This is a genomic window from Janthinobacterium sp. HH106, from assembly GCF_001758725.1.
Classification (GTDB): Bacteria; Pseudomonadota; Gammaproteobacteria; order Burkholderiales; family Burkholderiaceae_D; genus Janthinobacterium.
In genome coordinates, this window is sequence record NZ_LRIC01000002.1 from 606,819 (window position 1) to 629,831 (window position 23,013).

Annotated in this window: 15 protein-coding genes; 11 read left to right on the plus strand and 4 right to left on the minus strand. The window is 62.6% G+C overall.

The annotated features are described in order from the left end of the window. Positions 1-11 precede the first annotated feature (11 nt). Complete coding sequence (gene cyoA, locus JAB8_RS03335; RefSeq protein WP_175444764.1) at positions 12-995, minus strand: ubiquinol oxidase subunit II; 984 nt, start codon at positions 993-995, stop codon at positions 12-14. Between the two features lie 217 nt (positions 996-1,212). Between cyoA and JAB8_RS03340 the strand changes: the two genes are divergently transcribed. Beyond that, a complete protein-coding gene (locus JAB8_RS03340; protein WP_070288561.1) occupies positions 1,213-2,559 on the plus strand; it encodes an MFS transporter in 1,347 nt (448 codons plus the stop codon). A 104-nt stretch (positions 2,560-2,663) separates the two neighbouring features. Here the strand turns inward: JAB8_RS03340 and JAB8_RS03345 are convergent, their stop codons facing one another. Further along, positions 2,664-3,116 (minus strand): Hsp20/alpha crystallin family protein, encoded by a 453-nt coding sequence (locus JAB8_RS03345; protein ID WP_070218889.1) that lies wholly within the window; start codon positions 3,114-3,116, stop codon positions 2,664-2,666. A 281-nt stretch (positions 3,117-3,397) separates the two neighbouring features. Between JAB8_RS03345 and JAB8_RS03350 the strand changes: the two genes are divergently transcribed. From JAB8_RS03350 to JAB8_RS03365, 4 genes are read left to right on the plus strand one after another with little or no spacing between them, the layout of a single operon-like run. After that, entirely contained in the window at positions 3,398-6,880 is a 3,483-nt protein-coding gene (locus tag JAB8_RS03350) for a response regulator (protein WP_070288562.1), read from the plus strand. Between the two features lie 13 nt (positions 6,881-6,893). Continuing rightward, a complete protein-coding gene (locus tag JAB8_RS03355; protein WP_070288467.1) occupies positions 6,894-7,775 on the plus strand; it encodes a CheR family methyltransferase in 882 nt (293 codons plus the stop codon). Beyond that, positions 7,765-8,955 carry a hybrid sensor histidine kinase/response regulator gene (locus JAB8_RS03360; protein WP_070218328.1) on the plus strand — a complete coding sequence of 397 codons (1,191 nt, stop codon included), beginning with the start codon at positions 7,765-7,767 and terminating at the stop codon, positions 8,953-8,955. Before JAB8_RS03355 ends, JAB8_RS03360 begins: the two co-directional genes overlap by 11 nt. Positions 8,956-8,962: 7 nt before the next feature. Beyond that, positions 8,963-11,848, plus strand: coding sequence for a PAS domain S-box protein (locus tag JAB8_RS03365; protein WP_070288468.1), 2,886 nt, complete (start codon positions 8,963-8,965; stop codon positions 11,846-11,848). Here JAB8_RS03365 and JAB8_RS03370 read toward each other — a convergent pair. Further along, positions 11,842-15,114 (minus strand): PAS domain-containing protein, encoded by a 3,273-nt coding sequence (locus tag JAB8_RS03370; protein WP_254679432.1) that lies wholly within the window; start codon positions 15,112-15,114, stop codon positions 11,842-11,844. The genes JAB8_RS03365 and JAB8_RS03370 overlap by 7 nt on opposite strands. A gap of 68 nt (positions 15,115-15,182) precedes the next feature. On the opposite strand from JAB8_RS03370, the gene JAB8_RS03375 reads away from it, so the two are divergent. Together JAB8_RS03375 and JAB8_RS28810 are read left to right on the plus strand one after the other, a co-directional pair. Beyond that, positions 15,183-16,088, plus strand: a complete 906-nt coding sequence (locus tag JAB8_RS03375; protein WP_070288469.1) for an alpha/beta hydrolase — start codon at positions 15,183-15,185, stop codon at positions 16,086-16,088. 122 nt (positions 16,089-16,210) lie between these two features. Next, complete coding sequence (locus JAB8_RS28810; RefSeq protein ID WP_139142924.1) at positions 16,211-17,419, plus strand: hypothetical protein; 1,209 nt, start codon at positions 16,211-16,213, stop codon at positions 17,417-17,419. Between the two features lie 242 nt (positions 17,420-17,661). On the opposite strand, the gene JAB8_RS03380 is transcribed toward JAB8_RS28810, so the two are convergent. Continuing rightward, on the minus strand, positions 17,662-18,192 hold the full coding sequence (locus tag JAB8_RS03380; RefSeq protein ID WP_070288470.1) for an SRPBCC domain-containing protein: 531 nt from the start codon (positions 18,190-18,192) through the stop codon (positions 17,662-17,664). 130 nt (positions 18,193-18,322) lie between these two features. On the opposite strand from JAB8_RS03380, the gene JAB8_RS03385 reads away from it, so the two are divergent. From JAB8_RS03385 to JAB8_RS03400, 4 genes are read left to right on the plus strand one after another with little or no spacing between them, the layout of a single operon-like run. Beyond that, a complete protein-coding gene (locus JAB8_RS03385; protein ID WP_070218336.1) occupies positions 18,323-18,757 on the plus strand; it encodes a MarR family transcriptional regulator in 435 nt (144 codons plus the stop codon). Next, the gene (locus JAB8_RS03390; protein WP_070288471.1) at positions 18,754-20,328 is read left to right on the plus strand and encodes a DHA2 family efflux MFS transporter permease subunit; all 1,575 of its coding nucleotides are present in this window, start codon (positions 18,754-18,756) and stop codon (positions 20,326-20,328) included. The genes JAB8_RS03385 and JAB8_RS03390 overlap by 4 nt, the downstream gene beginning before the upstream one ends. A 17-nt stretch (positions 20,329-20,345) precedes the next feature. Beyond that, positions 20,346-21,779 carry an efflux transporter outer membrane subunit gene (locus JAB8_RS03395; RefSeq protein WP_083287554.1) on the plus strand — a complete coding sequence of 478 codons (1,434 nt, stop codon included), beginning with the start codon at positions 20,346-20,348 and terminating at the stop codon, positions 21,777-21,779. Positions 21,780-21,800: 21 nt separating this feature from the next. Continuing rightward, the gene (locus JAB8_RS03400; RefSeq protein ID WP_070288473.1) at positions 21,801-22,964 is read left to right on the plus strand and encodes an HlyD family efflux transporter periplasmic adaptor subunit; all 1,164 of its coding nucleotides are present in this window, start codon (positions 21,801-21,803) and stop codon (positions 22,962-22,964) included. The last annotated feature ends 49 nt before the right edge of the window (positions 22,965-23,013 follow it).

Here is a 23,013-nt window from a genome sequence, read left to right on the forward strand (position 1 = left end):
TCATGCAGTGGTTACTTGGCTTGAACGCCCTTTTCCACGACTGCATCGCTAGCGACTACTGCCGTTACGGCCGCTACCGGGCTTTTTGCCATCGTCAATTTGTATGGCTCGACCGGCGTCACGCACAGGGCGTCGGAAACGATGGTGCGGTTCAGTATTGCCTTGTACAGATCGTTAGGCACGGCGCTGTAGCGGCGTACCGGGTCGCGTTCGCTAGGCTGGGCCAGCGACAGGTAGTCGTCGCGGTTCAGCGCGCCGCCACCGGCACGTGCCGATTCCACCCATTTGTCGAAGTCCGCATCATTGACGCCGTGGAACTTGAAGCGCATGCCCGAGAAACCGGCACCGCTGTAGTTCGCGGAGAAGCCTTTATAGACACCCGGCTTGTTGATGACGGCATTCAACTGCGTTTCCATGCCCGGCATGGCGTAGATCTGACCTGCCAGCGCGGGGATGAAGAACGAGTTCATGACGGACGACGCGGTGATCTTGAAGCGGATCGGACGATCGACGGGCGCGTACAGTTCATTCACGGAAGCGATGCCTTGCTCCGGGTAGATGAACAGCCATTTCCAGTCCATGGCCACGACTTCGACGATCATCGGCTTGTGGCTGGCGGGAATGGGACGGTTGGCGTCGATACGGCTCAATGGGCGGTATGGATCGAGGGTGTGGGTGCTGATCCAGGTCAGCAGGCCCAGCACGATGATGATCAGCAGGGGCGCGCCCCAGATAATCAGCTCGAGGCGAGTCGAGTGGTCCCAGTCCGGCTCGTATTTGGCCGCGGTGTTGTTTTTTCTATAGCGCCATGCGAACAGCAGGGTCAGGGCGATTACCGGAACGATAATCAACAGCATCAGCAATGTCGAGATGACAATCAGATTGCCTTGCTGAACTGCGATGTCGCCAGACGGATTCAGTACCACCGTATTGCAACCAGCCAACAATGCGAGAGGTAAAAGAAGCAGTCCGCGACGAACTTTTAATGAAAACATACAGGAAAGTCCAGTACAGGGGATGAAGATATGGTACTGTATTCTCACTGGAGCGCACTGGCAATTGGACGTTTTGTCCTACCCCTTGCTCGGACTTTCACTTGGTAGACGAGGACTTCTCCTACAACTATCTAATGAATAGTCCTGCTCCGGGCGTGAGACACCCGGGGTAAGTTACGCGTTGGCCGAACTCGAAACGATATTGGAGACGATCATCATGTCCAGCACGCGCACACACAGCGGCGATGTACCCGCCGACTTTTCCCCCCACTCCCTGCGCGACGCACGCGGGGCCGGCACGGTCGAATCGCATATCGACCCCGGTGAGATCGCCGTCGGCGTGATCATCGGCCGCGCTTCCGAATACTTTGACTTCTTTGTTTACGCCATCGCCTCGGTGCTGGTGTTTCCGCGCGTCTTCTTCCCGTTCGAAGAACGCCTGGAAGGGACGTTATATGCGTTCCTGATTTTCTCATTCGCCTTCATCGCCCGTCCGTTCGGCACCGTGATCTTCATGGAAATCCAGCGCCGCATGGGACGCAGCGCCAAGCTGACGTTCGCCCTCTTCCTCCTGGGCGTGTCGACGGCCGGCATCGCCTTCCTGCCGACCTACTCCCACTTGGGCTTTGCCGCCATCATCTGGCTGTCCGTGCTGCGCATCGGCCAGGGCGTCGCTCTGGGCGGTTCCTGGGATGGCTTGCCATCGCTGCTGGCCCTGAACGCGCCTGAAAACAAGCGCGGCTGGTACGCCATGCTGGGCCAGCTGGGCGCGCCCGCCGGCTTCCTGATCGCCGCCGGCCTGTTCTGGTTCATGCTGACCAGCCTGACGGATGAAGACTTCCTCGACTGGGGCTGGCGCTATCCGTTCTATGTCGCCTTCGCCATCAACGTCGTGGCCCTGTTTGCCCGTTTGCGCCTGGTGTCGACGAATGAATATGCGCGCCTGCTCGACGAACGCGAACTGCAGCCCGTGAGCGTGTTTGAAATGAGCCGCGGCCAGGGCCGCAACGTGCTGATCGGCGCCCTCGCCGCGCTGGCCAGCTACGCCCTGTTCCACCTGGTCACCGTGTTCCCGCTGTCGTGGATTTCCGTCTACCAGACGCGTTCGGCGCCGGACTTCCTGCAAATCCAGATGCTCGGCGCCGTGCTGGCCGCCATCGGCGTGGTGATTTCCGGCTTGCTGGCCGATAAAGTGGGCCGCCGCACCACCCTGGGCGTGCTGGCCGTGCTGATCGCCATCTTCAGCGCCTTCGTGCCGACCCTGATGGGCGGCGGCAATACCGGCCAGAATGTGTTCATCCTCGTGGGCTTCAGCCTGCTGGGACTGTCCTACGGCCAGGCTGCCGGCGCCGTGACGGCCAACTTCCCTGCCCGCTTCCGCTATACGGGCGCGGCCCTGACGTCCGACCTGGCCTGGCTGGTCGGCGCCGGCTTCGCCCCGCTGGTGGCGCTGGGCCTGTCGGCCAACTTCGGCCTCGCCTATGTCAGCTTCTACCTGCTGTCGGGCGCCGTCGCCTCGCTGGCCGCGCTGAGCCTGAACCGGGCGCTGGAAATCCGCGACTGATATATATATAGAGGCAAATCGGGTGGCAGCGTGCTGCCACCCGACAATACCCAAGAAACGCCGGCACCGTCCGGCGTTTTTTCATGCCCGCTCCTTGGCCAGGCTTACTGTATCGCCAGCTGCCGCCCGCCCGTGCCCTCTTTCTTCGGCAAGTCCAGCAGCAGCACGCCATTTTCATAGCGCGCTTGGGCGCCGGCCTCGTCCACCTCGTGCGGCAGCACGAAGCTGCGGTATTGCTGGCCATACTCGCGTTCGCTGCGCACGGTCTTGCCGCCGCCGTCGCGCGTCACTCTTTCATCTTTGAGTTCGGCACTGATGGAGACGCGGCTCCCGTCGATGGAGACCTTGATATCGTCCTTGTTGACGCCCGGAATGTCTGCCTGCACCTGATAGGCTTGCTCGGTTTCGGAAATGTCGACGCGCATGCGTGACGAACCCGCATCGCGCAAGCGCAAGGCGGGCGCGAAAAAGTCATGCATGAAATCTTCCATGTCGCTGAACGGGTCGAAACGTGCCAGCGGGTTTTGCGGATCGCGACGCATCAATTGATTAGCCATGATGTCCTCCTGCATGGGATGGTTTGCACACGGCGGTCGTCGCAGGGACGCCGCCACCTCCTGCATCTTAGGATGCAAACCGCTTGTCTCTTTGATCTGCCTCAATCGCGGCCAGCTTGATTTTTCCCCGACGATCATCTGTGCGCTGGCGCGCTTTGCACCGCCTTACGCGTCGGCAATTTAGCGCAAGACTGTTATGCTAGCGCACGCTATGCTTGACCACCAGAAACCTTGCATTTCAATTAAAATTGACTTTTTCGCGACAGCCTTACACGGACATGATGAATACCAAGACCCCGATCGACTCCTTCAGCTTTCGCCGCATCCTCGCCCGCAACGTTACCTTGCCGCTGCTTATCGGGATCGTCACGGCCCTCGTCTTTGTCGGCTTGATCGCCTACCTGCTCTCGGCCCTGCGCTCGGTCGAGCATTCCGAACGGGTGATCGGCAACGCCAACGAGGTCATGAAGCTGTCCGTCGACCTGGAAACAGGCATGCGCGGCTACCTGCTGACGGGCGATGAAACGTTTTTGGCGCCGTATAAATCGGGCAAGGCAAAGATCGCGGTAGAGATGAGCACGCTGCTTGAGCTGGTGTCCGACAATTCCATCCAGGTGGACCGGCTGCGCCGCATCCGCGCGCTGCAAGGCCAGTGGATGGAGTACGCGGAAGCCGTGATCGCCCAGCGCCGCAACAACCAGGAATTCCTCGCGCGCGTGCGCCAGGGCGAAGGCAAGCTGGAATTCGACGAAATCCGCCGCGAATTTCTCACCTTCCTGTCCATGGAGCAGCGGCTGCGCCAGGAGCGGGCAGACTCGGCCGAGGGCCGCACCATGCTGGCCGTGGTGGTGTTCCTGATCCTCAGCCTGGGCATGTCCGGCTTGCTCGCCTACCTGGGACGGCGCGAACTGCTGCGCCTGTCCGATATCTATAACGATGCGCTCGAGCAGCGCGGCAAGGACAACGACGTGCTGCAGGAGCAAGCGTGGCTGCGCACGGGACAGACGGAACTGGCCGCCCACACGAGCGGCCAGCTGGGCTTGCCGCAGCTGGGACGGCACGTGCTCGATTTCCTGGCCCACCGGCTGGAAGTGGCCGTGGCCACCCTGTACGTGGTCGACGAGGATGGCAGCCTGCGCCGCACTGCCGTGTACGGTTTCAACGAACAGGGCGTGAAGGAAAAACAGGTGTTCAAGCTGGGCGAAGGCCTGGTGGGCGAGACGGCGCGCGAAAAGCGCCTCAAGCACGTGCAGCAAGTGCCCGAGAATTATCTGACCGTGACGTCGAGCCTGGGCAGCGGCGCGCCGCTGGAACTGGTGTTGGTGCCCGTCAACAATGAAGGCCTCGTCAACGGCGTCATCGAGCTGGGCTTTACACATCCCGTCAGCGCCCGCGCCAAGGAATGGCTGAACCTGATTGGCAGCAATATCGGCACGTCGCTGGAAGCGGCCCTGTACCGCCAGCGCCTGCAAAATGTACTGGAAGAAACGCAGCAATTGAATGAAGAACTGGAAGTGCAGCAGGAAGAACTGCGCACGGCCAATGAAGAGCTGGGCGAGCAATCGCGCGTGCTGGAACAGTCGCAAGCCCACCTGGAAGAACAAAAGGCGGCGCTGGAGCAGTCGAACGAGCAGCTGGCCGTGCAGGCGCTGTCGCTGGACCAGAAAAACATGGCCATCGTCCAGGCGCACGCCCAGCTGGAAGCGCGCGCCGAAGAGCTGCAGCGGGCCAGCCGCTACAAATCCGAGTTCCTGGCGAACATGTCGCATGAACTGCGCACGCCGCTGAACAGCTCGCTCATCCTGTCGAAGCTGTTGTCCGACAACAGCAGCGGCAACCTGACGCCGGAACAAGTGACGTTTGCGCAAACCATTTATTCGGCCGGCAACGACCTGTTGACCCTCATCAACGACATCCTCGACATTTCCAAAGTCGAGGCGGGCAAGCTGGAGTTGACGCCGGACGCCGTGCCTTTCGACGAGCTGCTCAGCAGCATGAAGATGCTGTTCGGCGCCCAGGCGCAACAAAAGAAACTGGTATTTGACGTCAAGATGGCGCCGGACACGCCGCCGTCCTTCGTCAGCGACCGCCAGCGCCTGGAGCAGATCCTGAAAAACCTGCTGTCGAACGCCATCAAGTTTACCGATGCGGGCACGGTGTCCCTGCACGTGAGCGCCGATGCGGCCGGCCAGGTGCGCTTCCAGGTGCAGGATTCGGGCATCGGCATCGCCGACGACCAGCAGCACAAGATTTTCGACGCCTTCCACCAGGCAGATGGCACCACCAGCCGCCGCTATGGCGGCACGGGCCTGGGCCTGTCGATTTCGCGCGACCTGGCCGCCTTGCTGGGCGGCGGCATCGAGCTGGCCAGCACGCCGGGCCAGGGCAGCACGTTTACCTTGGTGTTGCCGGCCGTCATGCCGGAACGGGCGGTGGAGGCGGCGGCAGCGCCCCACGCCGCGCCGCAAGCACCCGCAAAAACCGCGGCCGCTGCACCAAAGGCGGCCCCCGCCGCCAAGCCCGTGCCGCTGCCCACGTTCCAAGATGACCGCGATAGCGTGCCCCCCGCCAAGACGGGCCAGCGTTCCGTGCTGGTGATCGAGGATGAGCCGTCGTTTGCCGGCATCCTGTTCGACCTCGCGCATGAAATGCAATACCGCTGCCTGGTGGCGCACGGCGCAGACGAAGGCTTGCGCCTGGCGGAAGAATTCCTGCCCGACGCCATCCTGCTCGACATGGGCTTGCCGGACCGCCCTGGCTTGCTGGTCTTGCAGCAATTGAAGGAAAACCCGCTGACGCGCCACATTCCCGTGCACATCGTCTCCGGCAACGACCAGATCCAGGAAGCCATGCAGCTGGGCGCCATCGGCTACGCCACCAAGCCGCGCACGCGCGAACAATTGAAGGAAGTGTTCCGCAAGCTCGAATCGAAATTCACGCAGCAGATGAAGCGCATCCTGCTGGTCGAGGATGACGAACGCCAGCGCGAAAGCGTGGTCCACCTGATCAGCGACAACGACGTGGAAATCACGGCCGTGGCGCTGGGCGAACAGGCACTGGAACTGCTGAAGACACAGATTTTCGACTGCATGATCATCGACTTGAAGCTGCCCGACATCCAGGGCAACGAATTGCTCGAACGCATGGAACATGAAGAGCTGTGCTCGTTCCCGCCCGTCATCGTCTACACGGGCCGCAACCTGAGCCGCGAGGAAGAAGCGGATTTAATGAAATATTCGCGCTCGATCATCATCAAGGGCGCCCGTTCGCCCGAGCGCCTGCTCGACGAAGTGACCCTCTTCCTGCACAAGGTGGAGTCGGAACTGTCGAGCGAGCGCCAGGGCATGCTGCAACAGGTGCGCAGCCGCGAGCGCGTGTTTGAAGGACGCAAGATTTTGCTGGTGGACGACGACGTGCGCAACATCTTTGCCCTGACGAATGCGCTGGAACAGAAAGGCGTGGTGGTGGAAATCGGCCGCAACGGCTTCGAAGCCATCAGCAAGCTCAACAGCGTGGACGATATCGACCTGGTGTTGATGGACGTCATGATGCCGGGCATGGATGGACTGGAAGCGACGCGTCTCATTCGCGCCGATGGCCGCTACAACAAGCTGCCCATCATCGCCATTACGGCCAAGGCCATGAAGAATGACCAGGAAGAATGCCTGCAGGCGGGCGCATCCGATTACCTGGCCAAGCCGATCGACCTGGACCGCCTGTATTCGCTGCTGCGCGTGTGGATGCCGAAGATGGAACGCATGTGATGGAGCGATACTGATGTCCCAACGCACCACGGACACGCAGTTGCACGCGCTGATGGACGCGATCTATCAGCGCTACAGCTATGATTTTCGCGACTACTCTTTACCCTCGCAGCGCCGGCGCCTGAACCAGGCGCTCGAGCGCTTCCATTGCGCCGATTTGCCTGCCTTGCAGCAACTGGTGCTGGATGACGCAGCCAGCTTTGGCAAGCTGCTGCAGATTTTGACCGTGCCCGTCACGCAAATGTTCCGCGACCCGGCGTTTTTCCTCGCCCTGCGCGAACACGTGGTGCCCGTGCTGAAAACCTACCCGTCGCCGACCATCTGGGTGGCCGGCTGCTGCACGGGCGAAGAGGCGCTGTCGCTGGCCATCGTGCTGCACGAGGAAGGATTGCTTGAGCGCAGCACGATCTACGCCACCGACATCAATCCGCAAGCGCTGGCCACGGCCGCGCGCGGCGTGTATCCGCTGCACCGGCTCGAGGAGTATGGCGCCAACTACCTGGCAGCGGGCGGCCTGGGCCGGCTGGCCGACTACTACACGGTCGAGCACGCCACCGCGCGTTTCCAGCAGCGTCTGCTCGACAGTATCAACTTTGCCGACCACAGCTTGTCCACGGACAGCGTTTTTATCGAAACGCAATTGATTTTGTGCCGTAACGTGCTGATTTACTTCAACAAAACCTTGCAGGAGCGGGCCCTGGGTCTGTTCCACGACTCGCTGTGCCACCGGGGTTTCCTGGGCCTGGGCAGCAAGGAAAGCACGCATTTCACGCGCTTTGCCGCCGACTTCGAGCCATTGCCGGGTCCCGAAAAGCTCTACCGCAAGCGTGCGCCGTCGCACGCCGCTTCCCATTACGCTGGGCGGCACATGCCAGGATTGAAACATGATGAATGAAACAAGCACCAAACTGCTGATCGTCGATGACTTGCCGGAAAACCTGCGCGCGCTCAATGCGCTGATCCGCGAGAGCGACCGCAGCGTCTACCAGGCCTCGTCGGGCGAAGAAGCGCTGGCCCTGCTGCTCGAACACGATTTCGCGCTGGCCATCCTCGACGTGCAAATGCCGGAAATGGATGGCTTTGAGCTGGCGCAACTGATGCGCGGCACGGAAAAGACGCGCCATATCCCCATCGTCTTCGTCACGGCGGCCGGCAAGGAAATGAATTTCGCCTTCCAGGGCTATGAAAGCGGCGCCGTCGACTTCCTGCACAAGCCGCTCGACATCAATGCCGTGCAAAGCAAGGTCAACGTTTTTGTTGCCCTGCACCAGCAGCGCAGCGAGACGCGGCGCCAGGTGCAGGCGCTCGAGCACAGCCGCCAGCAGCAGGAAGCGTTATTGAAGGAATTGCGCGCCACCCAGGCCGAGCTGCAGCGCTCGCTGCGCCTGCGCGACGAATTCATGTCCATGGTGGCGCACGAGCTGCGCACGCCCCTGAACACGCTGTTCCTCGAGACGCAGATGCGCACCGTGAACCTCGAGCGGGGCAATCTGGCCGCCTTCGAGCCTGAAAAGCTGGGCAAGATGGTGGCGCGCGACGGGCGGCAAATCCGCAGCATGGTGCGCCTAATCGACGACATGCTCGACGTGTCGCGCATTACCAGCGGCAAGCTGTCGATCCGCCGCGAATCGGTCGACCTGACCAGCCTGGTGCGCCGGGTGGCCGACGACCTGTCGCCGTATGCCGCCGCGGCCGGCAGCGTGCTGGAAGTGCTAGCCTTCGAACCCATCCACGGTTACTGGGATGCCTTCCGCGTCGAGCAAATCGTTGTCAACCTGATCAGCAATGCCGTGCGCTACGGCCAGGGCCAGCCCGTGGAAATCAGCCTGGCGCACACGCAGAACAGCGCCGTCATCGAAGTGCGCGACCATGGCATCGGCATCAACGCGCGCGACCAGGAGCGCATCTTCGACGCCTTCGAGCGCGTCATGCACCAGGACCGCACCGGCGGCCTGGGCCTGGGCCTGTTCATCACCAAGCAGCTGGTCGACGCGCATGGCGGCGCCATCACCCTGCAAAGCCAGCCCGGCAATGGTGCCCTGTTCAGCGTCACCCTGCCGCTGGCCGGCAGCTGAGGCCGGCATGACCATCACACCCGCCCCCCGCGGCCAGGCCGGCGCCAGCGGCGTCGCCTTCTTGCTGCAGCTGGAACGCCGGCTGCGGCTGCTGCAGGACACGGGCGAGATCCTGTCCCTGTCAGCGCAGCTGCTGGGACAGCGCCTGGGCGCCCAGCAGGTGGCCTGTTTCGATATCGATCAGAGCCTGCAATGCCCTACCCTGCAGCATGCGTGGAGCGACGGCCTGGCGCCCGGCGCCGCCGGCGAGTATTTCCTCGGCGATTATGCCGCACGCCTGGCCGATGCGCTGGCCGCCGGCCAGGCGCTGGCCGTCAGCGATGTAGCGAGCGACCCGCGCACGGCCATGCCGGCCGCGCTGGCCACGTTTGCGCGCCTGGGCATCCGTGCCTTCCTGAACATTCCCATTGCCAAGGAAGGCCGGCTGGCGGCCCTGTTCGTCGTGCACAGCAGCGCGGCACGGCTGTGGCATGCGGACGAAATCGAACTGGCCGTGCAAGTGTCGGAACGGGTCTGGTCGACCATTTTGCGGGCCCGGGCGGAATCGCGCCTGCGCGACCTCAGCGCCACCATGGAAACACAGGTGGCCGAGCGCACGCGCGAGTTCGGCCGCACCTGGAACGTCAGCCCCGACTTGCTGGGCGTGCTCAACCTCGACGGCTATTTCGAGCATTCGAACCCCGCCTGGCAAGCCACCCTGGGCTGGTCGGTCGAGGAAATCCGCACGACGAAATTTTTTGAACTGATCCATCCCGAAGACTTGCCGCGCACCCATGCGGCCTGGGAGGCGGCCAACCAGGGCCAGCCGGCGCTACGCTTCGAAAACCGCTACCGCCACAAGCTCGGCGGCTGGCACTGGCTGTCGTGGGTGGCCGTGCCCGAAGGCGAGAAGGTGTATTGCAGCGCGCGCGACATCACCGTGGAAAAGAAGCTGGAAGCGGACCTGGCCGCGCGCAACAGCGAGCGCGAACGGCTGTGGCGCAGCGCGCAAGACCTGATGGTCGCCATCGATGCCGAAGGCTGCTTTACCGCCGTCAACCCGGCCGCCAGCGCCATCCTGGGCTGGCTGCCCGAGGAAATGCTGGGCCGCAGCCTGTTCGACTTCGTGCTGCCCGAAGATGCCGCCGCCACGCGCCAGGCGCTGGCGCAAGTGTCGCGGGAAGCCATGCCCAGCTTTGAAAACCGCTACCGGCACCGCGATGGCGGCCACCGCTGGCTGTCGTGGGTGGCGGCGACCGAAGGCGACCTGGTGTTTGCCACCGGGCGCCACGTCACCCTGGAAAAGGAGGCGGAAAGCACCTTGCTCAGCATGCAGGAATCGTTGCGCCACAGCGAGATGGCCCTGCTGCAATCGCAAAAGCTCGAAGCGCTGGGCAAGCTGACGGGCGGCGTGGCCCATGATTTCAATAACGTCCTGCAAATTATCTCGGGCAATCTGCAACTGCTGCAGATGACCCTGGATGGCGACCCGCTGGCTGCCAAGCGCATCGCCAGCGCCTCGTCCGCCGTGGAACGGGGCGCCAAGCTGTCGGCCCAGCTGCTGGCGTTTGCGCGGCGTCAACCGTTGAAACCGCTGGTGACGGACCTGGCGCAGCTGCTGCGTTCGACGGAAGAGCTGCTGCGGCGCGCCACGGGCGAAAGCATCGAGACGCGTCTGCTGCTGGCCGACGACTGCTGGCGCGCGCTGGTCGACCCGCACCAGCTGGAAAACGTCATCCTCAACCTAGCCATCAACGCGCGCGACGCCATGAATGGCCAGGGCCAGCTGACCATCGAACTGAGCAACAGCGTGCTGGACAGCGGCTACGCGGCGCACCATGCGGACGTGGCGCCCGGCGACTACGTGCAGCTTGCCGTCTCGGATACGGGCACGGGCATTCCCGCCGAGCTGCTGGACAAGATTTTCGAACCGTTCTTCACGACCAAAAGCGAGGGCGAAGGCACGGGACTGGGCCTGTCCATGGCGTACGGTTTCCTGCGCCAGAGCGGCGGCCACCTGACGGTGGACAGTTTGCCAGGCCACGGCAGCACCTTCCGCATCTACCTGCCGCGCTCGCTCGAAGCGGAAACGGAACTGCCGCTGCAACTGGGCGGTCCCGTGCTGGGCGGCAAGGAAACCATCCTCGTCGTGGAAGACGACGTGCAGGTGCAGACGACGGTGGTGGACATGCTGCGCGGCCTCGGCTACGTCGTGCTGCGCGCCAGCGACGGCGAAAGCGCGCTGGCCATCGTCGGCAGCGGCGTGCCCATCGACCTGCTGTTTACGGACGTGGTAATGCCGGGCAAGGTAGCCAGCACGGAACTGGCGCGCCAGGCCCGCTTGCTGCTGCCGCAGCTGGCCGTGTTGTTTACCTCGGGCTACACGCAGGACGCCATCATGCAAGGCGGCCGCCTGGAGCCGGGCGTGGAGCTGTTGAGCAAGCCCTACCGGCGCGAAGACCTGGCGCGGCGCATCCGCCACCTGCTGGCCAATGGCCGCCATGTGACGGCCCTGCACCAGTACCGTGCGCAGCTGGCGCCGCAGCCTGCGCCGGCGCTGCCGGAGGGAAGGCATATCCTGCTGGTGGAAGACAATGCCGACGCGCGCGCGATGACGAGCGAACTGCTGGCCATGCTCGGCCACACGGTGCTGGCCGTGGGCACGGCCGAGGAAGCCCTGCCGCTGCTGGGCACGCCGGGACTGGATCTGCTGCTGACCGATATCAGCCTGCCGCAGATGTCGGGCGTCCAGCTGGCCGAGCTGGCGGCGCGCGACTATCCGCAGCTGGAAGTGGTGTTTTCCACCGGCCATGCGCCGGCCAATTCCGGCGTGCTCGACCCGCAGGCGCGCTTTCTGGTGAAACCATTTACCGTCAAGCAATTACAGCGGGCCTTGCTGCCGCCAGGTCAGTAGACGTCGAGCCGGCGTGCCTTCAGTGCGCTGGCCAGCTCTTCCAGGCCAAACGGCTTGCGCAGGAAGCGCGCGCTGGCGTCCTGCATCAGGCTGGCGCCCCAGTCGTGTCCTGAAGCAAACACCACCTCCAGCTGCGGCCAGTGCGCGCGCGCATGGCGCGCCAGCTCCAGGCCGGACATGGTGGGCAGGCTGATGTCCGTCACCAGCACGTCCAGGCCCGGCATGGCCAACAGCGGCATGGCCGCTTCCGCGCTGGCCACGCCGTGCACGGTGTGCCCCAGCATATTGAGCATCTCGGTGGTCATTTCACGCGCATCGTCATTGTCCTCCACCAGCAAGATGCGCCGCCCGGACGGATCGGGCGCGCCCACCAGGCGGCGGTCGGCCAGCAAATGGCGGATGCGCCGCGCCAGGTCTTCGCGCCGATAGGGTTTGCTCAACAACTCGACGCCAGCGTCCAGGCGCCCGCCGCGCATGATGGCGTTATGCGTATAGCCCGAGGTAAACAGCACGGCCAGGTCCGGCAGCAGCAATCTCGCCTGCTGCGCCAGCTCCTTGCTGCTGACGGGACCGGGCATGACAACGTCCGTAAACAGCAGGTCGATGGCCACGCCCGTGCCCAGCAGGGCCAGCGCCGAGGCGCCATCGTCCGCATGCAGCACGTCGTAGCCGAGGCCGCGCAACATGTCGACCACCGTGTGCTGCACGGGCGCGTCGTCTTCCACCACGAGGATGGTCTCGCCGCCGCCCAGCACGGGGCCCGTCAGGCCAGGCGGCGGTTCGGCCAGCTTTTCCAGCGAACGGGGCAGATAAATTTTAAAAGTCGTGCCGGCGCCCGGCGCGCTGTGCACCTTGATGTGACCCGCGCTTTGGCGGATGAAGCCGTAAGCCATGGACAGGCCCAGGCCCGTGCCCTCGCCTTCCTTTTTCGTCGTGAAGAACGGTTCGAATATCTGGTCGATCACGTCGCGCTCCATGCCGTGGCCCGTATCCGTGATGGTCAGCAGCACGTATTGCCCCTCCAGCACATCGGCATGCAGGCTGGCATAGGCGGCGTCGAGCGTGACGTTACTCAAGGTAAAAGTGAGGCGCCCGCCCTTGTCCATCGCGTCGCGCGCATTGATGGCCATGTTCAGCAGCACGTTTTCCATCTGGTTCGGGTCGACCAGGGTATGCCACAAGCCTTCGCTGATGAAGGTTTCCTCGGTAATCGCCTCGCCCAGGGCGCGGCGGATCAGCTCGTGCATGCGGCGCAGCAGCCGGCCCAGGTCCGTCACCAGCGGTTTTAATGGCTGGCGCCGTGCAAAGGCCAGCAGTTGCGACGACAGCTTGGCGCCCCGCTCGACGGCCGAGGCGGCTGAATCGAGGCGCCTGGCCGCCTGCGGATTATCGGCCACGGTCAGCTTCAGCAACTGCAAATTACCGGAGATGATTTGCAGCACGTTATTGAAATCGTGGGCCACGCCGCCCGTCAGCTTGCCGATCGATTCCAGCTTTTGCGCCTGCAACAAGGCTTGCTCGCTGCGCACGAGCGCCAGACGCGCCTCTTTTTCATCGGTGACGTCGCGGCCGATGGCGTGGATCAGCTTTTGCGCCGGCACGGCCGTCCAGGAAATCCAGCGGTAGCCGCCATCGCGCCGGCGGTAGCGGTTTTCCATGCGCAAGGTGGGTGCGCCGTGGGCCAGGCGCGACAAGTCCTGCAGGGCCGCCATGCGGTCGTCGGGATGCACGAGGCTGATGAAGTCCATGCCCAGCGATTCGATTTCCGGGCGCTCGAGGATCTTGCTCCATGCGGGGTTGACGGCAATGATCATGCCGGACAGGTCCGCCACCAGCATGATGTCGGTGGACAGCCGCCACATGCGGTCGCGGTCTGCCGTGCGGTTGGCCATTTCCACTTCCAGCGAGGAATTCAGGTAGGCCATTTTTTCCAGCACGTTCTTCTGTTCCTGCACGTCCGTATTCGTGCCCACCCAGCGCAGCACCTTGCCCGCCTCGTCGAACAGGGGCAAGGCGCGCGCCAGGAACCAGCGGTAGGCGCCGTCGCTGGCGCGGCGCATGCGGAACTCCTGTTCATAGGCGCTGGCTGTGGCGACGGCCCGGTCCCAGCTTTTCTGCGTGATCTGCACGTCGTCCGGATGCACGCAGTGGCGAAAGCCGCTCGATACGAGCGACTTCATCGATTGCCCTGTGTATTCGCACACCTGTTCGTTGACCCAGTAGGTGGCGCCGCTGCCATGCGCCAGCCAGGCCTGGTTGGGCATGGTCGAGGCAAGCGAACGGAACTGCGCCTCGCTGTCGAGCAAGGCGTTGCGCGCCTGCCAGTGTTCGTCGATATCTTCGCAGGAGCCATACCATTTCACGGCTTGGCCGCGCTCGTCTCGCCGGCAATACGCGCGCGAATGCACCCAGCGGTACTGGCCATCCTGCCGGCGCACGCGCATTTCCTGGTCCAGGGGCTGGCCGCTGCCCACCGCTTCGCTCCACGCCGCCAGTGTGCGGGGCACGTCCTCGGGATGGATGGCGTCCAGCCAGCTGGTACCGAGGCCGCTGCCGCCCGTCCAGTCGCGCCAGCGCTGCGCCACATAGTCGAGCTTGCCGTCGAGGTCGGCCGTCCACAGCACTTGTGTGTTGAGCTCGATGGCGTAATGAAAGTGTTCGCGGCTGTCGTGCAGCGCCTGTTCCAGCTGGCCCCGCTCGATGACATGCGCGGCCACGCGCGCGGCCAGCGCCAGCAGTTCGATTTCCGGTTGCGTGGGATGGCATGTCGCCTGGAAAAACAGGCCCAGCACACCCAGGATATGCCCCTTCGCGCCAAAGATGGGGGCGACCCAGCAGGCACGGTAGCCGTGCAGCATGGCTTCCTTGCGTCCCGCGCTCCAGTGCACGTCGCGCGTCATATCGCCGCAATATACGGGCGCGCCGGAAAAGGCCGCCGTGCCGAATGGGGAAGGCTGTTCGCCGCCGTGGCGCAGGGCCAGGCACAGGTCTTGCGGCAGGCTGGGCGCGGACAGGCCGCAAAAGCGGTCGGCCTCGTCGATGAGCACGAGGCAGGCATGTGCACCGCCCTCGGCCAGGTCTTGCAGCGCCAGCAACAAATGCTCCAATGCATGGGCCAGGTCGGCGCCTGCCGCGATGCTGCCCAGCGCACTATGCTCGGCGTCCAGCAAGGAAAGAATGTTGTTTGCGTGCACCGTGTCGATAAGGGGAAAACTGATGCCCGAAATATACCATGGGGCAACGCTCTTGCAGGAGGAAAACAGCATGCCCCTTGATCTCTCCCCCCACGCGGCCCTATGCTAAAGTGTTGCTCTCTTCTCAAGCGAATCCCAGCATGCCTACCACCTTGCCGTTCTCCCTGATCGCCACCGCCCTGCTCGCCTCCGTCCACGGCGCCGTCGCCGCCCCCATGAGCCTGGACGATTACCTGGCCCTGAGCGGCCCCGCCCCCACGGCGCAGATCGCCTATGGCCCCGCGCCGTCGCAATACGCGCAGCTGTTCCGGCCCGAAGGCAGCGGCCCGTTCCCCGTCGTCGTGCTCGTCCATGGCGGCTGCTGGACGGTGGCCTTCGGCGGGATCAAACAGATGCGCAACGTGGCCGGCGCCCTCGTCGCGCAAGGCATCGCCGTGTGGAATGTCGAGTACCGCCGCGTCGACGAGCCAGGCGGCGGCTATCCGGGCACCTACGAAGACATGCACGCGGCGCTCGACAGCCTGCAGCAGCACGCGCCCCGGTACCAGATCGACACGCGCCGCATCCTCGCCATGGGCCACTCGGCCGGCGGCCAGCTGGTGCAATGGATCGCCGGCCGCGAAAAGCTGCCAAAGACCAGCCCCCTGTACCGCGAACAGTATCTGCCGATCAAAAATATCCTGAGCCTGGGCGGCCTGGCCGACCTGCGCCATGAAAAGGAGTTGATCAAGACCAGCTGCGAGCGCGACATCGCGCAACTGGCAGGCAGCGCCAGCACTGAGCGCCCCGACATCTACAGCGACACCAACGCCGCCGACCTGCTCCCCAACGGCAGCCGCACCGTGCTGGCGACCGGAGAGCTCGACACCATCTCCCCGCCCAGAGTCGCGCACGACTATGCGGCCAAGACCCGGCTGGCCGGCGACCATGCGGAGGTGCTGATTTTGCCGGGGGCCAGTCATTATGACGAGATTGCCGCGACGTCGAATGCTTGGGGGATGATTTTGCCGGTGGTGCGGGAGATGCTGGGGATGGCGGCGAAATGATGAAAGTAGTGCCTGAAGCAGGCAACATAACAGTAAAAGCATATCCAACACTAGAAGTTACGCTACCTTAGTCAACAGATTAAGCAATAAAAGTTATTTTAATTAACGACAAAGGTTTGATTGTGCAACCTATTCAAGTTTATCTAGATAGCAGCGATTTTTCCGATATCGCGAATGTCAAAAAAAAGCCATCCGAATATAGCGATGTAATAAATTACTTACTAACAAAACGTGACAAAGGCCTAATTCAAATTCGCTTTAGTGAGGCACATGTCGTTGAGGCGGCCCCAACAATCCCGGATTCCATTCCAGCAGCAATTGAAAGATTGAAAACCATCCAGGAAATTTGCGGAAAGAACTCTTTAATTCACCCTATTGATTTAATAGCTTACGAAGTCTCATCTAATGCAATTTCAGCCTCCAACGATGGTCGCTCTCACATCTTTCGCAGTGATGCTAATTGGTTACCAGCCGCATTTGATTTCTCTGAAATTATTCCTGACGTAGAAAAATCTGTGCAACAAGATATTGAAAAAATGGGGCGACTTGAAAGAAGAAAATATCTGAAAAATGGAAAGCCGACAGCACTTTGGTACGGAGAAATGCGAGATGCGAATAGTGCGACAGGAAGTATCGCTGCTAATAACCTTCCTTTGACAACTGACGCCATCCGTACATTTAGGAGATACTTTATCGGAGATGCTTCCCGAAAAGAGGCATCAAAAGCATTATATGACTCAATAACTGACTTAGAAGTATTTGGCAATTGGTATAAAAAAGATTGGGGAAGAGCCTCTGATATGTCTCGTCACCTACGCGAGATCGGAGGCGAGTTTGAAACTGCACTTGATGAGGCACGTAAGCAGTTCGAAGAAATGATGGTGGAGCATACTGATGCGGGGGGTGATTCTAAAAAACTACTTGACTTGTCAGTGCGTGCGTTCTATGAAGTTTTGGCTGGCAGCAGTAGTCGCCTAGCAAATAAATTGGCACTACAAATTGGAGCGACTCCGAAGCTTACAGAAGATAGTTGGCAAGCATCACCGGGTTTGACTTGTTCTGTTACATTGGCGATGCATATAGCACGACGGTCGGTCGTGGCTAAGCTACCGAGAAGTCCAAAATCTAGTGATTTCCCCGATTGCTACCATGCAATTTATCTACCGTACGTTGATGTCTTTCGAGCTGATGGCTTTATGGCCGGAATGCTTCGAGAGTGCAAAATACCATTGTCAACTATGGTTGTGGATAAATTTCTACAACTTCCCGTTAAGATTGATGAGTTGTTAGAAACTCGAAAAAAAGAAATAGTAAGCGACGATGTTGAATAACTCCTTAAGTTACTTCCGCCAAACCGCTTTGCGGTTTAACGCTCCTCAGAAACCACGAGCACAAGATCAAGCCGAGTAGACAACCGCTGCCAACCCAGGCTCCCCGGGCCCAGCGGGCCTGAAAAATGGCCAGGGCAAGGCGCGCGGGCGAAGACAGTACGCATGTACGGCGAGCCCAAGCAACGCAGCCATGGCCATTTTCTCAGGCTCGCGGCTCTGGCCCGCCGTTCAAAACAATACGATCACTGAACACGCGCCAGGTACTGTGCCAGTTGGGCAAAAGTAGCCTTAAACCCCTGCTTCATCGACTCAAACCCCTGCTTGAACGTCTCATGCTGCTCCTCGGTGGCCTTGTGCGGCGTCGACCGCAAAGTCATCGTCGTCTTGCCGTTTTCCTCGGTAAGCGTCATGACATTGAACGATTCCAAAGGCCACGTCGCGCTGACCGGGTGCTGCACGGCATTGCCCTGCTTGTCGGCGAATGACAAAATCGAGACGATCTTTTCCGGCGCTTCAATGGCCTGGTAGGTGAACTTGCCCCACATCTCATAGCCATTGTCGGCGCGCATGCCGTAATGGAAGACGCCGCCCGGCCGCAAGTCCAGCGCCAGCACGCTCAATTCGAAGCCGACGGGACCCCACCATTGGGCCAGGCGTTCCGGCTCCACCCACGACTGGAACACCAGCTCGCGCGGCGCGTCGAAGGTTTGCGTGATGACAAAGTCGCTGCTGTCGCGGTGCTGTCCGTCCTGCTTCTGTTTTTCCGTCGTCATGCTGTCTCCTGATGGTGGTGGGCTCACTGTTAATGTACCAGCGGCGCCGACAAACGGAAAGGCCTGTACGCCTGTCAAACCCGCATGCTAGAATATTAGTTAGACACCTAACCATTAGACGACTCACCTTATGATTTCTATCGAAGAGCGCTTTTCCGCCGCGCTCCACAAGACGGCGCGCGGCTGGCGCCATGCGATTGACCGGCGCCTGAAGGACCTGGACCTGGGGCAAGCGAGCTGGATGTGCATCGCCATGATCGCCAAATCGCCGCAGCCGCCCTCGCAAAGCGAACTGGCCCATCAGCTGGGCGTGGAAAACCCCACCATGGTGTCGATGCTGGACCGGCTCGTGAAATCGGGCTTCGTGCAGCGCCAGCCGTCGGAAACGGACCGCCGCGTGAAACTCGTCGTGCTGACGGAAGCTGGCCTGCAGGTGTATGACACGGTGCGCAAGGAAGCGGACGGTTTCCGCAAGGAACTGCTGCAGGGCATTGATCCCGGTCAGCTGCAGGCCGCCACCGAACTGCTGGAAGCGCTACAGGCGGCCACGGAGAAATCCGCATGAGTTCGGCCACAGCCAGTGCCACGCCGGCGCTGCCCGCTTCACAGGACCCTACCTTGAACCGGCGCATGATCACGATTTCGATCATGCTCGCCACCATCATCCAGGCGCTCGACGGCACCATCGCCAACGTCGCCCTGCCCCACATGCAAGGCAGCCTGTCCGCCTCGCAAGACCAGATCACCTGGGTGCTGACCTCGTTCATCGTCGCCGCCGCCATCGCCACGCCCCTGACGGGCTGGCTGTGCGACCGTTTCGGCCAGAAAAACACCTTTCTCGTGTCGGTCGCCGGTTTCACGCTCGCCTCCGTGCTGTGCGGCCTGTCCGGTACCCTGTCCGAGATCGTTGCCGCCCGCTTGCTGCAGGGCGTATTCGGCGCGGCCCTCGTGCCGCTGTCGCAGGCGGTCTTGCTCGACATCAATCCACGCGAAAAACACGGCTCGGCCATGGCCATCTGGGGCATGGGCGTGATGATCGGCCCCATCCTCGGTCCGACCCTGGGCGGCTGGCTGACGGACAGCTACAGCTGGCGCTGGGTCTTCTTCATCAACATCCCCATCGGCGCCATGGCCTTCTATGGCATCTGGCGCTACATCCGCAAGGACCCGCCCAACCGCCGCATGAACTTTGACATGTTCGGCTTTGCGACGCTCAGCCTGTCCATCGGCGCGCTGCAGATGCTGCTGGACCGGGGCGAGCAGAACGACTGGTTTTCCTCCACGGAAACGTGGATCGAAGCCATCGTGCTGGCCATGAGCCTGTGTTACTTCATCGCCCACACGGCCCTGCGCCCGGCCGGCAAGTCCTTCCTCGACTACCGCCTGCTGAAGAATTCGAACTATGTGAGCGGCCTGCTGTTCATCTTCATCGTCGGCATGGTGCTGTTCGCCACCCGCGCGCTGACGCCGTCGATGCTGCAAGGCTTGATGAATTACCCGGCGGCCATTGCCGGCCTGGTGACGGCGCCCAGCGGCCTGGGCACGATGCTGGCCATGCTGATTGTCGGCAGGCTGACGGGCAAGATCGATACGCGCATCCTGCTGGGCGTGGGCTTTTCCATTACCGCGTTTTCACTGTGGCAAATGGCCAACTTCACCTTGGACCTGGTACCGAAGACGGTCGTATGGAATGGCATCATCCAAGGCATCGGCCTGGGCCTCGTGTTCGTGCCCCTGAGCGCGGCCACGTTCGCCACCCTGTCGCCGCAGATGCGGGCGGAAGGCACGGCCATCTACAGTCTGATGCGCAATATCGGCAGCAGCATCGGCATCGCCCTCGTGCAGACCTTGTTGGTGCGCAATACGCAGATCGCCCATGCGTCCCTGACGGAACACATCACTATCGCCAACCCGGCCCTGCATGACCCCGGCATCGCCCAGGTGTTCGACCTGGGCACGAGCACGGGCATGGCGGCGCTGAATGGCGAAATCACGCGGCAGGCATCGATGATCGCCTATCTCGACGACTTCTGGCTGATGATGTGGCTGACCATCCTCGTGCTGCCGCTCTTGCTCCTGATTAAACCACCGAAGAAAAATGCGCCTGTCGTGGTCGACCACGCGGCCATGGAATAACCCTCATGCACACACCGATGAAACTCTCCCTCAGCGTCCTGGCGCTAAGCTTATCCCTGGCCGGCTGCGCCAGCATTGCGCCCGACACGCAACAGCTGCCGCAGCAAGACCTGACCACCGTGCAATTGGCGGCCGACATCCACCTGGCCAGCGAAGGCTGGCCCGCCGCCCAGTGGTGGCGCCAGTTCCAGGACGATCAGCTGGACCAGCTGATCGAACAGGCGCTGGCCGCCAGCCCGAACCTGGCTGTGGCGAATGCCCGCATCGGCTCGGCCCTGTCCGCGTTTGACGCGCAACACGCGCAGCGCGGCCCCAGCGTCGACCTGGGCGCGAACGCCAGCCGCCAGCGCTATTCGGGCAACGGCCTGATGCCCGCCCCCATCGGCGGCAATTACTACAACGAGGTCACGGTGGGCGTGCAAGCCCATTACGACCTGGACTGGTGGGGCAAGCACAAGGCGCAGATCGCCGCCAGTCTGGGCGAAGTCAACGCGCGCCGTGCCGAATACGCGATGGCGGAACAGATGCTGGCGGCCGAGATCGCCCGCCACTACTTCAGCATGCAAAACGGCTGGGCCCGCATGGACAACCTGCATGCGCTGGTGCAACTGCAACAGCTGCTGGTGCTGGACAAGGAAAAGCGCATCGCCAACGGCCTTGGCGTCAGCGACGACCATCTGTCCGCGCAAACGCGTTTGAGCCTGCTGCAGCAACAAATTGCCCTGCTGGAAACGCAGGTCGTCACGGAACGGGAAGCCTTGCGCGCCCTGCTCGGCGGCGACAGCTCGGCGCTGGCCGGCCTGCAGCCAAAAGTTGCCCAGGCCCTGCCGCACGCCCTGCCCGGCAAGCTGGGCATGGAATTGCTGGCGCGCCGGCCCGACTTGCAGGCGGCCCGCTGGCGGGTACAGGCTTCGATGAGCAAGATCGAGGCGGCGCAGGCATCGTTCTACCCCGATATCGACCTGGGGGCCTCGTTCGGCCTCGATGCGATCAAACTGGGCAAGCTGCTGCAATCGGGCAGCCGCACCCTGTTCATCGGCCCTGCCCTGTCCTTGCCCCTGTTCGACAGCGGCCGCCTGCAGGCGCAGCTTGCCGGCGCGCGCAGCGAACGCAACGAACTGATCGCGGACTACAACCAGAACGTCTTCAATGTCGTGCGCGACGTGGCGCAGGCCGGTGCCAGGGTACAAGGCGTGGAAAACCAGCTGCGGCTGCAGCAGGACAACCTGCGCGCCAGCGAAGCGCAGCTGCGCAACGCGAATGCGCGACTCAAGCAAGGGCTGGCCGACCGCGCCACGCAACTGAACGCGGAAATGACCGTGCGCGGCCAGGTGGACCTGGGCATGCAGCTGCAAAACCAGCGCCAGAACGCGGAAATCAGCCTGACCGTGGCCCTGGGCGGCGGCTACCGGGGCAGCAGCGACTTTGCCGCCACGACGACTCAACAATAACGATCGATTACGGAATACATCATGAGCAGCGACACCACAACCACCTCCACCGAACAGCCGGGCAAACGCAAGGCCGTCCTGATCGCCATCACGGCCGCCTTTCTCGTGGCCGGCGCCGCCTGGACCGCCTACTATCAACTGGTGCTGTCCAGGGAAGAAGTGACGGACAACGCCTACGTAGGCGGCAACCTCGTCACCCTGTCCGCCCAAGTGACGGGCAATGTCGACGCCATCCGCGCCGACGAAACGCAGATGGTCAAGGCGGGCGCCCCGCTGATCACGCTGAACGCCATCGATGCGGACCTGGCCCTGAGCCAGGCCGAGGCGCGCCTGGGCAACGTCGTGCGCCAGGAGCGCGAACGCTATGCCAGCGTGGCGCAGTACGACGCCGTCATCGAGCAGCGCCGCCTGGCCTTGGCCACGGCGCAGGGCAACCTGGCGCGCCGCGCGCCGCTGGCGGCGGATCACACGATCTCGGGCGAAGACCTTGTTCATGCGAAACAGGCCGTCGACGACGCCAAAGCGGCCTTGATCGTGGCCCAGCGCCAGGCCGAGTCCGCCAAAGCGGGCGTGACCGGCGTGAACCTGGCCAGCCATCCGGCCGTGCTGTCGGCCAAGGGTGACGTGCTGCAGGCGTGGCTGGCCGTGCGCCGCAATGCCGTGGTCGCGCCCGTTTCAGGCTATGTGGCCAAGCGCAGCGTGCAACTGGGCACGCACGTGACGCCGGGCACGCCCCTGATGTCCATCGTGCCGCTCGACCAGTTATGGGTCGACGCGAACTTCAAGGAGTCCGAATTGCGCAATATCCGCGTGGGACAGGCGGCGACCATCGAAACGGATTTGTATGGCAGCAAAGTCGTCTACCACGGCAAGGTGCTGGGCATGTCGGCCGGCACGGGCAGCGCGTTTTCGCTGTTGCCGGCGCAAAACGCCACGGGCAACTGGATCAAGGTGGTACAGCGCGTGCCCGTGCGCATCACGCTGGACCCGAAAGAGCTGGCCGCCCACCCGCTGCGCATCGGCCTGTCGACCACGGTGACGGTCGACACGCGCCATGGCGAAGGGGCGACCCTGGACCAGCCGATGGCGGCGTCCACCGTCTACACGACCCAGGCGCTGAGCCAGCCCGTGGGCGAGGCGGAGAAGATGGCGGACGCCATCATTGCGCAAAACCTACTGAATTGATGCGTAGGTCGGCTTAGCGCAAGGCGCGTAAGCCGACAACATTGTTGGC